Annotated in this window: 17 protein-coding genes and 1 pseudogene; 8 read left to right on the plus strand and 10 right to left on the minus strand. The window is 67.1% G+C overall.

All coding sequences use genetic code 11. The features are described from left to right. Window positions 1–69: 69 nt before the first annotated feature. From G6N53_RS03565 to G6N53_RS30525, 7 genes and pseudogenes are all read right to left on the minus strand, one after another. On the minus strand, window positions 70–1,005 hold the full coding sequence (locus tag G6N53_RS03565; protein WP_163887202.1) for an NAD(P)/FAD-dependent oxidoreductase: 936 nt from the start codon (window positions 1,003–1,005) through the stop codon (window positions 70–72). A 232-nt stretch (window positions 1,006–1,237) separates the two neighbouring features. Next, a complete protein-coding gene (locus G6N53_RS03570) occupies window positions 1,238–1,822 on the minus strand; it encodes a hypothetical protein (RefSeq protein ID WP_163887204.1) in 585 nt (194 codons plus the stop codon). A 12-nt stretch (window positions 1,823–1,834) separates the two neighbouring features. Continuing rightward, window positions 1,835–2,983, minus strand: a complete 1,149-nt coding sequence (locus G6N53_RS03575) for a zinc-dependent alcohol dehydrogenase (protein ID WP_163887206.1) — start codon at window positions 2,981–2,983, stop codon at window positions 1,835–1,837. Window positions 2,984–3,050: 67 nt separating this feature from the next. Continuing rightward, entirely contained in the window at window positions 3,051–3,734 is a 684-nt protein-coding gene (locus tag G6N53_RS03580; protein WP_163887208.1) for a GAF and ANTAR domain-containing protein, read from the minus strand. A gap of 414 nt (window positions 3,735–4,148) precedes the next feature. Further along, window positions 4,149–5,789 (minus strand): peptide chain release factor 3, encoded by a 1,641-nt coding sequence (locus G6N53_RS03585; RefSeq protein WP_163887210.1) that lies wholly within the window; start codon window positions 5,787–5,789, stop codon window positions 4,149–4,151. Between the two features lie 63 nt (window positions 5,790–5,852). Beyond that, the gene (locus G6N53_RS30060; RefSeq protein WP_237166364.1) at window positions 5,853–6,176 is read right to left on the minus strand and encodes a DUF1206 domain-containing protein; all 324 of its coding nucleotides are present in this window, start codon (window positions 6,174–6,176) and stop codon (window positions 5,853–5,855) included. A 250-nt stretch (window positions 6,177–6,426) separates the two neighbouring features. Next, window positions 6,427–6,663: pseudogene (locus G6N53_RS30525) on the minus strand (DUF1206 domain-containing protein); the annotation flags it as partial. 203 nt (window positions 6,664–6,866) lie between these two features. Between G6N53_RS30525 and G6N53_RS03595 the strand changes: the two are divergent. From G6N53_RS03595 to G6N53_RS03610, 4 genes are all read left to right on the plus strand, one after another. Further along, window positions 6,867–7,112, plus strand: a complete 246-nt coding sequence (locus G6N53_RS03595) for a BatC protein (protein ID WP_163887212.1) — start codon at window positions 6,867–6,869, stop codon at window positions 7,110–7,112. A 10-nt stretch (window positions 7,113–7,122) separates the two neighbouring features. Continuing rightward, the gene (locus G6N53_RS03600; RefSeq protein ID WP_163887214.1) at window positions 7,123–8,334 is read left to right on the plus strand and encodes a cupin domain-containing protein; all 1,212 of its coding nucleotides are present in this window, start codon (window positions 7,123–7,125) and stop codon (window positions 8,332–8,334) included. Next, the gene (locus G6N53_RS03605; RefSeq protein WP_163887216.1) at window positions 8,331–9,221 is read left to right on the plus strand and encodes a ferredoxin family protein; all 891 of its coding nucleotides are present in this window, start codon (window positions 8,331–8,333) and stop codon (window positions 9,219–9,221) included. Before G6N53_RS03600 ends, G6N53_RS03605 begins: the two co-directional genes overlap by 4 nt. A gap of 79 nt (window positions 9,222–9,300) precedes the next feature. Then, window positions 9,301–10,245, plus strand: a complete 945-nt coding sequence (locus G6N53_RS03610; RefSeq protein WP_163887218.1) for an NAD-dependent epimerase/dehydratase family protein — start codon at window positions 9,301–9,303, stop codon at window positions 10,243–10,245. Here the strand turns inward: G6N53_RS03610 and G6N53_RS03615 are convergent. Beyond that, a complete protein-coding gene (locus G6N53_RS03615; RefSeq protein WP_371870803.1) occupies window positions 10,231–10,788 on the minus strand; it encodes a TetR/AcrR family transcriptional regulator in 558 nt (185 codons plus the stop codon). The two genes, G6N53_RS03610 and G6N53_RS03615, sit on opposite strands and share 15 nt — an antisense overlap. Before the next feature lie 21 nt (window positions 10,789–10,809). Next, window positions 10,810–11,253, minus strand: a complete 444-nt coding sequence (locus G6N53_RS03620) for an SRPBCC family protein (protein ID WP_163887222.1) — start codon at window positions 11,251–11,253, stop codon at window positions 10,810–10,812. Window positions 11,254–11,312: 59 nt separating this feature from the next. Between G6N53_RS03620 and G6N53_RS03625 the strand changes: the two genes are divergently transcribed. From G6N53_RS03625 to G6N53_RS03640, 4 genes are all read left to right on the plus strand, one after another. Beyond that, a complete protein-coding gene (locus tag G6N53_RS03625) occupies window positions 11,313–11,813 on the plus strand; it encodes a nitroreductase/quinone reductase family protein (protein ID WP_163887224.1) in 501 nt (166 codons plus the stop codon). Window positions 11,814–11,891: 78 nt separating this feature from the next. Then, a complete protein-coding gene (locus G6N53_RS03630; protein ID WP_163887226.1) occupies window positions 11,892–12,728 on the plus strand; it encodes an SH3-like domain-containing protein in 837 nt (278 codons plus the stop codon). A 10-nt stretch (window positions 12,729–12,738) separates the two neighbouring features. Continuing rightward, entirely contained in the window at window positions 12,739–13,443 is a 705-nt protein-coding gene (scnC, locus tag G6N53_RS03635) for a thiocyanate hydrolase subunit gamma (RefSeq protein ID WP_163887228.1), read from the plus strand. A 68-nt stretch (window positions 13,444–13,511) separates the two neighbouring features. Further along, window positions 13,512–13,793 (plus strand): thiocyanate hydrolase, encoded by a 282-nt coding sequence (locus tag G6N53_RS03640; protein WP_237166693.1) that lies wholly within the window; start codon window positions 13,512–13,514, stop codon window positions 13,791–13,793. Window positions 13,794–13,802: 9 nt separating this feature from the next. On the opposite strand, the gene G6N53_RS03645 is transcribed toward G6N53_RS03640, so the two are convergent. After that, on the minus strand, window positions 13,803–14,990 hold the full coding sequence (locus tag G6N53_RS03645; RefSeq protein ID WP_163887232.1) for a metallophosphoesterase: 1,188 nt from the start codon (window positions 14,988–14,990) through the stop codon (window positions 13,803–13,805). Window positions 14,991–15,020: the final 30 nt, after the last annotated feature.

Genomic DNA, 15,020 nt, shown 5'->3' on the forward strand with positions numbered 1-15,020 from the left:
GCTCTATCGTCGCAGGTCGTACCCGCGCGCGTCCCGGTCAAACACCCGGATCAGACGTGACGCGGAACATCAGTCCGGAGGGTAGGGCAATCCGTATTGGTCGGCGAGCAGGCTCTGAACCACGATCATCGCCGCGTTCGACCCCGCCGCAACGGCGCCCGCCACGTGCGGTTGCTCGGCGCAGACATCGCCGGCCGCGAACACTGTGGGCATGTCAGTCCGGAAAAGCGCGTCCACCGCGATGGCGTCCGGTGCCAACGAGGCCGACATACAGTTGACGCCGAGCTTCTTCGCCAACGACGAGCGCTGCCGCAACGGGGCCTCGACCAACAGTCCATCCCTGCGAAGCCGCGTTCCGTCGGCGAACACGATGTCGGTGAGCTGGCCTTGGGAACCGACCAGCTCGGTGATCCGCCGCTCATCGACGGGCACTCCGGCCGCCTTCAGTAGTCGACGCTGCGACGCTTCGAGTCGATCGGGTCCGTCACTCAGCAGCACCACGTCATCGGTCCACCCCCGCAACATCAGCGCCGCATGCACCCCGTCCGCCCCGGATGCCACCGCCGCGAGGCGGCGGTCACGCATCTCCCAGCCGTGGCAGAACGGACATTGGAAGACCGACTCTCCCCACAGGGCGGCGAGTCCCGGGAGGTCCGGCGGGCAGTACTGCATACCGGTCGCAAGCAGCACCCGTCGGGTGCGGACCTGTCGGCCGTCTTCGAGATCCAGTTCGAGGACTTCTCCAACGGGCGCGCCGGACAACACTTCCCCGGGGAGATACTCGACACTGGGATAAGCCGACAGCTCACGACGACCCGCGGCATAGAACTCGGCCGGCGGCCGCTGATCGTAGCCGAGTAACCCCCCGATAGCGGGGGCCGCGCGATTGCTCTGCGCGCCCGCGTCGATCACCAGAGTCCGCCGGCGTGCTCGCCCGAGCACCAAAGCCGCACTCAGCCCCGCCGCGCCACCCCCGACGACGACACATTCCCACACGCTGCTCACCACGCCCAGATTGCCGGTGACGTGCGGGCCAAACCCCGCACAGACGAATAGGCGGCACCGATGTGGGTATCGACACTCACGTCCCTGCACCGAAGACATCGAGGAGTACCGGTGACCAACCCTGAACCGAACGATCCTGCTGGAGCAGACGAACAAAAGGTTCCGCCTGCCAATCCTGCGTACTCGACACCGCCGCCGGAAGGCCTGCCGGACGCAGAAACGGACTGACGACTCAGGTGCGGGTAGTGCGGCGCCGTCGACGCTTCATCACAGCGCCACCGAGCTTTGTGACGAGGCCCCCGGCGACGACCCACGGGCCGGCGACAATGAACGGGTCCATCCAGGTGTGGGAGTTGTCGACCCGCGTGGTGCCGGTCCGAGCCTTGAATCCGTTGTGGGTGAACTCGCTCCAGACACCCGTTTGCGTGATCGGATTGTCCGGCCGCAGAGTCAGCAGTGATGCCACGTGGCTTTCGAAGGCGTCGACACGGTCGGCGGCCAGCAGCATCAGCCAGTGGGCGGCGCGTCCCTCGCTGTAGCGGTACGCATATTTCCGCACGACGCCTGATACCCCGCGGGGCGGCGTCGACGTGCCGAAGACCGGGGTCAGCATCGCGTGTTCGATCGATCGCTCCCGCGGCCATTTCTCGGGCTGTCGCTCCGGAAACTCCCAATGAGCTCCGGTGGCCGCGGGATCAAATCTCACCCGAGGAACGGACGGTCGGTCGGCGATGTCGAGGTCGACGCCCCAACCGGGGATACGGTTGCGCAACTCGTCGCGGTCCGGAACCGGTGGGTGGTCTGCTGTGTACACCATTCTGTGCTCCCGTCAGCTTGCTTGCGGAAGGACGATGGGCTTGATGCAACCGTCCAGCTTCGCCGAGAAGATGTGGTACGCGTCGGAGATGTGCTCCAATGGAATTCGATGCGTGACAATGTCGTTCGGTTTCAGGTAGCCGTTCTGAATGTGAGAGAAGAGCCTGGGCCATTGCCGTTTGACAGGGCACTGGTTCATCCGCAACGTCAGACCCTTGTTCATCGCATCACCGAACTTCACTGCGCTGAACATCGGGCCGTAGGCACCCATGACCGACACCGTCCCGCCCTTGCGCACCGAGTCGATGGCCCAGTTGAGCGCAACCGGGGAGCCGCCCTGCAGCTTGAGTTTCGCCGCCGCGACATGCTGTAGGAAGTTTCCGTCTGCTTCGGCGCCCACGCAGTCGATGACCGAGTCGGCACCGAGGTGGCCGGTCGCCTTCTTCATCTGGACGACGATGTCGTCGTACTCGCCGAAGTTGTACGTCTCAGCGTGCGCGAAGGTCCGCGCCTTTTCCAGTCGGTTCTCGAGATAGTCGATGACGAGCACCCTGCCGGCACCCATCAGCCACGCCGACTTGGCGGCGTAGAGGCCGATCGGGCCGGCGCCGAACACGGCCACGGTGTCACCTTCTGCGATGTCGGCGAGCTGAGCGCCGAAGTACCCGGTGGCCAATGCGTCGGTACACAACAGGGCGTCCTCGTCGTCCATCCAGTCGGGAATGATCGCCGGACCCACGTCGGCGAAGGGCACGCGCACGAACTCCGCCTGGCCACCGTCATAGCCGCCGCAGGTGTGCGAGTAGCCGTAGATGCCGCCGACCGCGGTGGCGTTGGGATTGACGTTGTGGCAGTTGGAGTAGAGACCGCGGGCGCAGAAGTAGCACGACCCGCAGTAGACGTTGAACGGCACCATCACCCGATCCCCACGCTTGAGGTGCTGCACCGAGGGGCCCACTTCCTCGACCACGCCGATGAACTCGTGCCCGAAGGTCATGCCGACACGCGTGTCGGGCATCATCCCGTGGTAGAGGTGCAGGTCCGAGCCACAGATGGCCGCCATCTGCACCCGGACGATGGCGTCGTTCGGGTGCTCGATCGCGGGTATGTCCTTCTCTTCGACCCGTATCTTGTAGGGCCCTCGATAAACCATTGCCCGCATGGTGTTCTCCTCGGTCGGCTGCTTTCCGCGCAGTTACCCCGTGCCGCCCCGCCGAAACGGGAGCCCGTCAATCTCGGCTGTCGATCACACGTTGCGCGATCTCGACGAGAACGGTGTTGCTCTCCTGCGACAACTGGCGCAGCATGCCGAAAGCGCGTACGTCGTCCACGCCGAAGCGTTCCATGATGATTCCCTTGGCCTGACCGATCCGGTCGCGGGTCGCCAAGGCAGAAGTCAACTGCTCGCCTTGCCGGTTGGCCATGATCGCCGCCGCGGCGTGCGCCGCGAGGACAGCTCCGATCGCCTGCGCCTGCTCGTCCCACTCCCTCGGTTGGAACCCGAAGAGATTCAGCGCGCCGGTGGTGCGGTCGGCGGTGTACAGCCGGAACGAGAGACCGCTCAGGACACCGAGCTTGACGACTTCAGCGGAGTACGCCGGCCATCGCTTCTCGTCACGGAAGTCGTCGGTGCGCACGATCGCGTCGCTGAGCGCGGCCTCCATGCACGGACCCTCCTGGAAGGTGTGCTGAAGTTCGTCGAGTTCGTGCGGCAGCTCCGTGGTTCCCGCGTGAGATTCGAACTTTCCGCCCTTGGTGATGAGCAGGATGCCTGCCGTATCCACCCCGGGGATGAGCTCCACAGCCGCGGTCGTCACCTCCGAGAAGATCTCCTCTGCGGTACTCGGCGCCGCGACGGTGCGGGCCAGCTCGGCCATCCGTGCGGCCAAGGCAACGTTTGCCTGCTCAGACATCCAGGTGTACTGCCCCACCGAGCAGGGAGCCAAACGCGGACGGGGCAGTTCACTCCGCCCTGGCCCGCAGCCCGTCTGTGTCCACCAGGTCGATGCCGGCGTAGTGGATGGTTCGGTGTCATCGCCATCAAAGAGGTGGTCGTGTTCCACTCTTCGGCCGACGCCTCCGCGACTACCAAGCCGACCTGCCGTTCGTCGTCATCGCCGACCCCGAGCGCAACCTCTACCGGGAGTTCGGCGTGAAATCGTCGGTGAAGTCGGTCGCCCATCCTCGCGCCTGGCTGGCCGCCGCGCGGGGCGCGGCGCGGCAGCGGTCGAGCAAATACGGCGCGCACGCCGACGATCAGTGGTCGGTGACCGAGAGATCCTCGCTCTCGGTGCACAGTTCACGAACGGCCAGCCGGGCGGTCGGGTCTAGTCCCCGGCCGCGACCAGGGACCGCAGCGCCACGTCGGGATTGTCGCGTTGGACGTTCTCCAGGCGCCACTTGGTGGTGAACACCGCGAGGACGACGCCGTCGGTGCGGGTGAACACCTCCACCGATGCCTGCTTGGACAGCACCTCGACATCGGCGGGGTCGGCCGCGCGGGCCACCGTGTACGGCAGTGGCTCGAGCGCGATCGGCGCGTTGAATTCCCCTGCCATCCGGTGGCTGGCGACCTCGAACTGCATCGGGCCGACGGCGGCGAACACCGGCGCTTGATCGCCGCGCCGGTCCGAGCGCAGCACCTGGATGACACCTTCCTGTTCGAGTTGCTCGATGCCTTTGCGGAACTGCTTGTGCTTGCTCGGATCGGTGCCCCGCGCCACCGCGAAATGCTCCGGAGAGAAGCTGGGGATCGGCGGGTACTGCACCGGGATGTCCCGGTACAGGGTGTCCCCCGGACGTAGCGTCGCGGCGTTGGCGAGCCCGATGACGTCCCCGGGCCAGGCGGTGTCCAGGGTCGAGCGCTGCTGGCCGAACACCGATTGCGCGTACTTCGTGACGAACGGCTTGCCGGTGCCGGCGTGGGTCAGGACGTCGCCGCGTTCGAACGTGCCCGAGCACACCCGGGCGTAGGCGATTCGGTCGCGGTGGGCGGAGTCCATGCCCGCCTGGACCTTGAACACGAAGGCGCTGAACGGCGCCGCGGCGTCACGCCGATTGCCCTCGATATCGAGCTGACCGTGCGGGGACGGCGCCAGCTGGGCGAGCACGTCGAGGAGTTGGTTGACACCGAAGTTGAGGATGGCCGAGGTGAACAGGACCGGTGTCGACGTACACCGCAGGAACGAGTCCCGGTCGAAGTCGCCGCCGTCGGCGGACAGCAGTTCGGACTCCTCGACCGCATTGTCCCAGTCGCTTCCCGCGACCTCGTGGGCGCGGGAGGCATCGATGTGTTCCTCGGGCGCGGCGGTGGCGCCGCCGGCGGTACGGGTGTACTTGATGTAGTTGCCGGTACGCCGGTCGAGGACGCCCTTGAAGTCGCCGGCGATACCCACCGGCCAGGTCAACGGCGTGGTCTGCAGCTGGATGCGTTCGTGGATCTCGTCCATCAATTCCAGCGCATCGCGACCGGGGCGGTCCCATTTGTTGACCACCGTGATGATCGGGATCCCCCGGTGACGGCAGACCTGGAAGAGTTTGAGCGTCTGGGGTTCCAGGCCCTTCGCGGCGTCGATGAGCATCACCGCGGAGTCGACGGCGGTCAACACGCGATAGGTGTCTTCGGAGAAGTCGGCGTGGCCGGGGGTGTCGAGCAGGTTGATGATGCAGGTGTTCCCACTGTGGGTCTTGTAGGGGAACTGCAGGGCCGTCGAGGTGATGGAGATGCCGCGGGCCTTCTCCATGTCCATCCAGTCCGAGACGGTGGCGCGGCGACCGGCTTTGCCGTGTATCGCGCCCGCCTCGGTGATGGCGTTGGCATGGAGTACCAGCGCCTCGGTCAACGTCGACTTACCGGCATCGGGATGGCTGATCACGGCGAAGGTCCGGCGACGTTGCGCTTCGGCGGAGATGCGGGCTGCCGCAGGCCCCGCGGTGGCCGTCGACACACCTGAGGCGGTATCGGTCATCAGGGCATCGATTCTATTGGCCGCGGTATCCGGAACGGTAATCGCCGATGCCGCGGGCTTCCGTCAGAGCCGCGCCAGCCTGCTCGCGGCGAAGCTGAAGAAGCCGTAGGCGACGAGCCCGGTGGCCGCCACGATGAGCAGTGCCTGTCCGAGAGCCGTGTGGCTCAGGACTCCGACGGCGGCGTCCAGACCCGACGCTTTCGCGGGCTCCGACCACACCGTTGCCGCCAGGACCATCGCCCCGGCGCCGCCGATGGCGAAACCTTTTGCGACGTAGCCGGTCATGCCCAGGAACACGATGGCCGCCGTTCCGGAGACCGCGAGATCGTCGAGGAAGGTTCGCGCGAAGCCCTTGTAGATGTGGTAGACGCCGATCACCAGGAGCACCGCACCACAGGGTCTGCATGAGCTCGGCGCTCAGACCGACGTTCTGCGGACCGCTCGATGTCCCGGTCCCCATGGCGAACTGAGCCGCTGAAAACGCGAGCGCAAAGTACACCACCGCCAGACCGGCGGCCTTGAGCCGCTCGGACCGGCTTCGGTCTCCGGCGAGTTGATGGCTGGGGTGGGTTCCGATCACCGTCTCGACCACCCGCCACAATCCGATACCGGCGAACGCCGCGCACACCGTCCACAGAATCGGCGCGCCGCCGATGGCACCGGCGAGCGTGGCCAACGCGCCCGACGGGTCCGCGCTCACCCCCGACGAGTTCGCCCGCAGCGCCAGCATCACGATGACGTACGCGAGCAGGAAGTGCAGAACGCCGGTGGCCAGGTAACCCGCCCGGGCAGCGTTTCGGAACGTGCTGCTGCCGGCGGCCCGGTCAGCCCATCCGTCGTCGCCGACGCGGGACCCACGCATCAGTGCCGGCATCGCTGATGGGCGCCAGGGAGTGCCGTGGTCATGACGCCTCCCGAAGTTGAGTTTGCGGACGGTCGCATACCCAAGCGCCGGTTCTACAAACGGCTGTGGTGCCGGCGTTTCAATTGCTCGTTCTGCGGCAACACTCAACCGCACGCGTCACGATGCTAAAAGCCAGCATCGACGCAGCGCAGCCGATGGAAGGATCAACCACTATGGCACTCGACGACGACGACATCACCACCAGCAGCGGCGGCGAAGGCCCAGCCGACGGCGGCTCCAACCCTGAAGGCCACGACGGCGGCGCCGACGGAACCGCGGGCGGCGAAGGCCCAGCCGACGGCGGCTCGAACCCCGAAGGCCACGACGGCGGCGCCGACGGAACCGCGGGCGGCGAAGGCCCAGCCGACGGCGGCTCCAATCCCGAAGGCCACGACGGCGGCGCCGACGGAACCGCCTGACCGCTTCGCGATGCTGAGCCGCTGCATCGCGACCGACCGTCACACGTTCGCCACCGAGCACTGGGGTCGTAGACCACTGCTCAGCCGGTCCGGATCGCTGCCCCGTGATTTCGGTGATCTGCTCTCGGCCGAGATGGTTGACGAGCTGATCGCTGAGCGCGGGGTGCGCGCTCCGTTCATCCGCCTGGCCCGCGACGGCGACCTGCTGGCCCGCGACTGTTACGTCGGGCCCGCGGGCTTCGGTGCGGAGATGCCCGATCAGGTCGACTCGGGCAAGGTGCTAGGCGAGTTCGCTTCCGGCGCCACGATAGTGCTGCAGGGTTTGCACAGGCTGTGGCCGCCTCTGATCGACTTCGTCCGGCAGGCCGTCGACGACCTCGGCCATCCCGTGCAGGCGAACGCCTACATCACTCCACCCGGCAACCGCGGGTTCGATCCGCACTACGACGTCCACGACGTCTTCGTCCTGCAGACCACCGGACACAAGCGTTGGGTCGTGCACGAACCGGTGCATGCCCATCCGCTGCCGTCGCAGCCGTGGACACAGCACCGTGCCGCGATCGCCGAGCGTGCGGCACAGGACCCGGTCATCGACACCGTGCTCGAACCCGGGGATGCGCTGTACCTGCCACGTGGATGGGTGCACTCCGCTCAAGCCATGGACACCACGTCGATCCATCTCACGCTCGGCGTTTCCGCTGTGACGGGGATCGACGTCGCTCGCGCGGTCGTCGATCAGCTGGAAGCCGTGGAGGAGTTCCGACAGTCGCTGCCGCTGGGAGCCGATCCGGCCGATCGGGATGAGATGATCGCGACGGTGACCAAGGTGATGGCGGAGATGATCGCCACGATGCGCGACGAGGCAACCACACTCGGCGGCGGCGCCGCCGACCGGCTGACACACCGGCACGCCGAGCGGACCCGCCCGGTCGCGGTTCGTCCCCTCGCCTCACTCGAGGCATCGGAGTCGGCCGATACCGCCGGCGTTCACTGGCGACCCGGCCTCGTCGCCACCGTCGAGGAGTCCGGCGACCGCGTCGTGCTGCGGCTGCCCGACCGCGTCATCAGCTTCCCGGCGTCGTGTGCGGCTGCGCTACAGGCGATTCGGCTGGGCGGCACCGCGCACGCGGGTTCCCTCCCGGGACTCGACCGCGCCGACGCGACGGTGCTGATCCGCAGGCTGCTGCGCGAGGCCGTCGTGGTTCCGGCGGCCCACGGATGACGGGACCGGCGAAAAGAATCCCGTGCAGCGATCAGTCGCTGGCTCGTGACGACCCGATGTACGGCACGGCCTCGGCGGGATCGTCGTGGGTGCTCCTCGAACTGAGCGGCGGCTGGGGGCATTCCGCATTTCTCAACTCACCGGCGATCGTCGACCCCGCGCTCGGGCGCGCCATCGTGCACCGAGTGGAGAAGGCGGGCATGCGGATCGCGGCGATACGCCGGCACGGTCGTCGCGACGCGGTACCGCGGTGGAGGTGGTTCATCGCCCGGTCCGGTCCGGGAAGCGAGGCCCTCTACGCCGGAGAGGCGGGCAATCCGCGTGACTACCTGGACCTTGCTCTCGACGGATCAGACGGGGCGCTGTCCAGCGATCCGGTGGTGGCCATCTGCGCACACGGCAAGCACGATCAGTGCTGCGCGGTCCGCGGTCGCGTCGCCACCGCGGCCATCTCGGCGCAGTTCCCCGAAATGACCTGGGAGTGCTCCCATCTGGGTGGTGACCGGTTCGCAGCGACCATGCTGATACTGCCGGAAGGCCTGTGCTACGGCAGAGTGGACACCACCGACTCGGCCGAGCTCGTCAGGCTTTATCTCGACGGCCGCTTGGACAACAGGCACCTCCGTGGGCGCACCAGCTTGCCGCATGCGGCGCAGGCCGCGCAGTACTTCGCGCGCGAGAAGTACGGCGACGACCGGATCACCGGGTGGCCTCCGCTCGACGTCGAACGCACCGACGGCGGGATTCGGGTGGTGCTCGGCGGCGATGCCGGCCCGACCGAGGTCCGGCTCACCGAGGAGCTCACCGAACCGCTGCTGTCACAATGCTCCGCCAAGGTGGTAGGCGCGGTCCGGTTGTTCACCCTCGCGTCGATCACGCAGGCGTAGGTTCAACCGGCCACGGCACGCCCCCATCATTTCGATGCCAGTGGCACCGTAAGGTGGCGGGGTCACCCGAGGAGGCCCCATGCTCATCAGTGTCACCGGCGGAACCGGCTATCTGGGGGCACACACCGTGCGCACCCTTCTGGCTGCCGGCCACGCCGAGGGGTCGCCCGTGCTCGACCGGCTGGCCGAAGTCGGGGCCATCGACGCCGTGTCCGGCGATATCCGCGACGCGCCCACGATCGATGCGCTGCTCGAAGGATGTGATGCGGTGGTGCATGCCGCGGGTGTCGTAGGCACCGACAACCGGCGCCGAGATCTCATGTGGCAGATCAATGCCCACGCCACCGAGGCGTTGCTCGAACAGGCCGTCGCCCGGGGCCTTGACCCGGTGGTGTCTGTCAGCAGCTACAGCGCGCTGTTCCCGCCACCCAACGGGGTGATCGGACCGGATACGCCGACTGCGCACGGGCGCAGCGCCTATGCAAAGACCAAAGGCTACGCGGACCGGGTGGCCCGGCGGCTGCAGCAGCAGGGTGCGCCCGTGGTGATCACCTATCCGTCGAGCGTGGTCGGTCGCCCCTTCCACACCCCGCCCGGCGTCACCGAGCGGGGCTGGGCACCTATCGTGCGCTTCGGAGTCGCGCCACGGCTGCGCGGCGGGATGCAGATGATCGATGTCCGCGACGTCGCCGATGTCCACACCGCGATCATGGAGCCCGGCCGTGGCCCGCGACGATACGTGTGCGGTGGGATGTTGGTCCCGTTCAACGGCATGATCTCGGCACTGGAGCGCGGAATGGGCTGCAAGATCCGGCGGATTCCGCTCAGCCGGAGCGTGTTTCGCGGTGCGAGCCGCATCGGTGACATATTGGGTGGTGTCGTGCCCATGGGCGACGGTCTGAGCTACGAAGCCGCCCTGCTGCTCACCGCCGCGACGCCGACGGATGACATCGCCACCTTGCGGGATTTCGGCATCACGTGGCGTTCCCCCGTCGATGCGATCGTCGCGTCATTTTCTCGATGAAACTGCAGCGACGAGAATTTCGGCGACGTTGGCGTGCAACTCGTCGGTGTCATCCTCGGTGGCGATGGTCGTCAGGAACAGAGCAGCGCCGGCCGCCATGGCCAGCACGGTCCGGGCGCCGAGCTCGGCATCGGCGGACTCGCCTGCCTGTTCACCGGTGAACAACGCCACCGCGGGCCCGCTGAAATCCGCCCACAAGCGCCTGCGGAGTTCCGGGTTCTCGGCCATCGCGAGAAGCAGTCCGGGCACCGCGGCCTGAACCTCGGGCCTGGCAAAAAGCTGTCGGCTGCCGCGCGCCACCCAGTTCACCCACCCGGCGCGATCGGTTCCCGCAAACGGAGTCAGATCCGGCGTCGCACCGAGAATCGCATGCAGCACCAGCTCCGTCTTGGAGGACCACCTGCGGTCGAGACTGGAGCGACTGACGCCGGCATCGGCGGCGATCAGCCGCATGCTCAGCTGGTCCCAACTCCGCTCGATCAGAAGCTTGCGAGTGACCGCCAGCACCCGCTCGTCGATCGATGCGTCGCGTGGTCGTCCCACCGATCTGTCACACTCCACTGGTCAGCCCCGCTTGACCTGCAGCGTCCGCTTGCGCAGACCTTTCGTCGCGGTGTCCATCAATCCTTTGGCGCCCTGCCTGATCAGGAAACCGGGAAGTGGCGCGATCAGGTCGACGGTGAGCTCGAAGTGCACCAGCGTGGACGAATCCCCCTGCGGCGTCAAAGTATAACGACCCTGTTGCGCGCGTTGTTGATTGGAGCTGACCAGGGTCCAGCTCACTCCGCCGTCGTCGAAGGCGTACTCGAGCACCTGCTCGTCGCTGACCCCGACGATCTTGACCACCTGGCGGGCCCTGCTCGGACGGCCCTCGGCGTCGCGTTCGAGAACCTCGATCTCCTGATGGGCCGACGACCACTGCGGCAGCGACTCCATGTCGACCAACACGCTCATCACTTCGTCCGGCGTCGCCTCGATGGTCACTTCCCGAACTTCGGTGATGGCCATGCCGAGACCATAGCCGGGACGGCGCGGGTCCAAACAGTGCATTGCCTAGCATCGGGTCGATGGGCATACCCGCAGTCGACCCGACGTCCGGTTCTCCGCTGTTGCGCATCGGTGCGCGGCTGACGGGCAACACCCCCGGGCGGTGGGTGGCCCGCCGGGTCGCGCCGCGGGTGGACCGGCATCTGCTGCGGTGGAGCCGGGGACGAGTGTCGTCGGCGGTGGTGACGCCCGAACTGCTGTTGATCAGCACCGGAGCCAAGACCGGCCGACGACGGACCACCCCGTTGACGTACTTCACCGATGGCGACCGGGCGGTCGTGGTGGCGTCGAACTACGGCGGCTCACGGCACCCGGCGTGGTACTACAACGTGCTGGCCCACCCCCGCGTCACGATCTCCGCCGGCGGGTACACCGGCACGTTCGTCGGGCACGAGGTATCCGGGGCCGAGCGGGACCGCCTGTGGAACCTGGCGAAGGCCTTCATCCCGTCGTATGCCGACTACGAGCGGCTCGCGGGCGGACGGACGATCCCGGTGCTGACGTTCACCGAGACCGGGTGATCGGTGAAACCTCGCTCAGCCGACGGCGGACCGCGCTAGCCTACGGCCATCCGAGAAACGAGTCGTAGGGGTCGGTCCATGAGTAGCGCCGCCGAACGTGCCGCCCAACTCGACCTCGTCGCGCGTCTCAAATCCGGCTATCCCGAGCTGCCCGACGCTCCGACGCCCGACCTGCTCGACCACGACCGCTTCGTCGCCTACATGAAGCCCGTGCACGACGTCGGTGGTGAGCCCGACGCCCCGATGAAATACGAGAACAAGGACTACGAGTACTGGGAACACATGACCTATGTGATCTGCGAAGTGCTTGCCTGGCGCGGCATCTGGCTCTCGGAGGAGCGCCGGCGGATCGGCAACGTCGACGTGGGCCGCGCGGTGTATCTGGGTTTCCCGTACTACGGTCGCTGGCTGCTGTCGGTGGCGCGGGTGCTGATCGAGAAACACCACATCGGCCTCACCGAGCTCAGTGAGCGGATGGCCGAGGTCAAGGACCGTTACGCCGGCGGGCTCGACGGGAAGATCCTGGAGGCACGCCCCAAGTGCGAGGGCGACGGCGCTGCGGTCAGACGCAACAGTCACATCGTTCACGCCGTGGGCAAGGGAGACCCGCAGGTGTACGCCGGCAAGGCCGGAGAGCCCCGGTTCAAGGTGGGTGATCCCGTCGTCGTGCGGGAGTTGCCGGTGCTGTTCTACACCCGCACGCCGGAGTACGTGCGTGGCGCCAAGGGGGTGATCGACGCGGTGGCCTACGAGAGCCCCGCTGCCGAGGACGAGACCTGGGACATCCCCGACGCCACACCGGAATGGTTCTACGTCGTCCGGTTCCGGATGTCCGAGTTGTGGAACGACTTCAACGGGCCGGACTCCGACAGCCTCCGGACAGAGATACCGGAGCGTTGGCTGCAGGCCGGATGAGCGGAGGAACATGACAGGCCACGACCACGACCACGACCGCACCGTGAAACCGATGGTCGACGAGATCACCGACTTCGAGGTGCTGGAGATCGCGCTGCGCGAGTTGTGCATCGAGAAGGGCATCTTCACCGCCGAGGAGCACCGTCGGTTCACCGAGTTCGCCGAGCAGATCGGCCCCACCCCTGCTGCCCGCCTGGTCGCCCGCGCCTGGCTCGACCCGGAATTCAAGACCCTCGCCCTCGATGAGCCGATGGAAGCCAGTAAGGAGGTCGGTGTCGACTGGCTGGAACCGACCGGCTTCGGCACCCCAAGCGACTTCACGGCGTTCCAGATCCTCGAAGACACCCCGACGGTGCATCACGTCATCGTCTGTGCGCTCTGCTCGTGTTATCCACGGCCCATCCTCGGCAATTCGCCGGAGTGGTACCGCACCCCCAATTATCGTCGGCGCCTTGTCCGTTGGCCCAGGCAGGTGCTGGCGGAGTTCGGTCTCTACCTGGGTGACGACGTGGAGGTCCGGGTGCAGGACTCCAACCAGAAACACCGCTTCATGGTCATGCCGGTGCGTCCCGGCGGCACCGAGGGTTGGTCCGAGGACCAGCTGACCGAGATCGTCACCCGTGACTGTCTGATCGGCGTGGCACTACCCAAGCCCGGCGTGACGACCAATGTCATCACCGACACCCGCGCCGCAGTGCACCCGGCAGGTGACTGACGGTGGAACCGAAGGTGGACAGCGAGACACTGAGGCAGATCGTCGCGCGCCGCCAGGTGTGGCCGACGATGGCCGCGAAGTACGGCGTCGAGAACCCGGTACCGCCGTGGAAAACCAGCCTCGACGGCCTCTGCGATGTGCTCGACCACGCATCATGTGAAAGCTCGGTTCCGAGCTTCAAGGAACGCCGCGACGAGGAGGACATCCTCGCGGCGACCGTCTACTCGGATCTTCCCTATCCGGAGAATCAGCTCGTCTGCCTGGCGCATTCGCTGATGGCTCGTGGGCTGATCACCGACTCCGAACTGCAACAGAAGCTTTCCGCCATCCGGGCGCGGCTCGAGACCTGACCGGGCCCACTACCCCTGACGCAGCGTCAACACGGTGATCTCGCTGGGGGCGAAGACCCGGAACGGCGGCCCCCAGAAGCCGGTGCCCCTGCTGGTGTAGAGCTGAGTGCGATCGCCGTGGGCACTCAGCCCGGCGACCACCGGCTGGTCGAGTCGGACCAGGAAGTTGAACGGCCAGATCTGCCCGCCGTGGGTGTGGCCGGAGATCTGCAGATCCACCCCGGCGCTCACCGCGCTGGTGATCTGCTTGGGCTGGTGCGCGAGCAGCAGCACCGGCAGTGCAGGATCACAACCAGCCAGGGCCACGTCGAGATTCTCGCCGTGCCCGTCGACGCCGGATGCGTGCGCGGTCGCGTCGTCCACGCCGGCGACCACCATCTGGTGGCCACCCCGTTCGACGACGATGTGCCTGTTGTGCAGCGCATCCCAGCCGATGCTCTCCATGTAGTCCAGCCAGCCCTGCGCCTCGCTGAAGTACTCATGGTTGCCGGTGACGTAGACCCGCGCGAGCGCACCTCGAGCTGCGGCCAGCGGAGCCACCTGCTGCTCGCGCACCGCGACTGTACCGTCGGCGAGATCGCCGACGTGACAGACGATGTCCGCGTCGAGGGTGTTGACGCGCTTTGTCACCGCCGTCGACCAGCGGGTCCGATCGATCGGCCCGTAATGGGTGTCGGTGATCATCACCACCCGCAGACCGTCCAACCCGCTACCGAGCCCGGCGATGTGCACGTCGACATTCTTGGTCCGCGGAACCCGCATGGCTTCGACGTAGCCCCACACCAGCAGCACCGCCACGACGATCAGCACCGAGACCGCCACCACCCGCGCTCTGAGCGGATCCTCCACACCGAACACAGACAGTCCCAGGCGCAGCAGCAGTGACAGCACCGACCAGACGAACAACACCCAGACCGCACCCAGCAGTGCGTCGCCGATCCTGGCCGGCCAATCCCGGTGCCTCGGGCCGTGTCCGGAGATCACCGTGGCGGGCAACGCCACGAACGCTGCCGCGAACACGATCGAACCGGCCACCACGACCGCGTCGGGCCACTGCGTCCCGGCCGCGAGCAGCGTCCACCACGGCACCCCGAACAGGGTCACCAGGATCGTGGACACGACGACTCGGCGCAGCCACCGACGCCGCGACCGCCGGCTCACGACGGGTCTGGTCTGAACCGACTGCGGCTCTGGCATGGCGGGGGGCCTCGTTTTCTCTCTGTGGTC

The sequence above is a fragment of the Mycolicibacterium hippocampi genome, from assembly GCF_010723735.1.
Taxonomy (GTDB): domain Bacteria; phylum Actinomycetota; class Actinomycetes; order Mycobacteriales; family Mycobacteriaceae; genus Mycobacterium; species Mycobacterium hippocampi.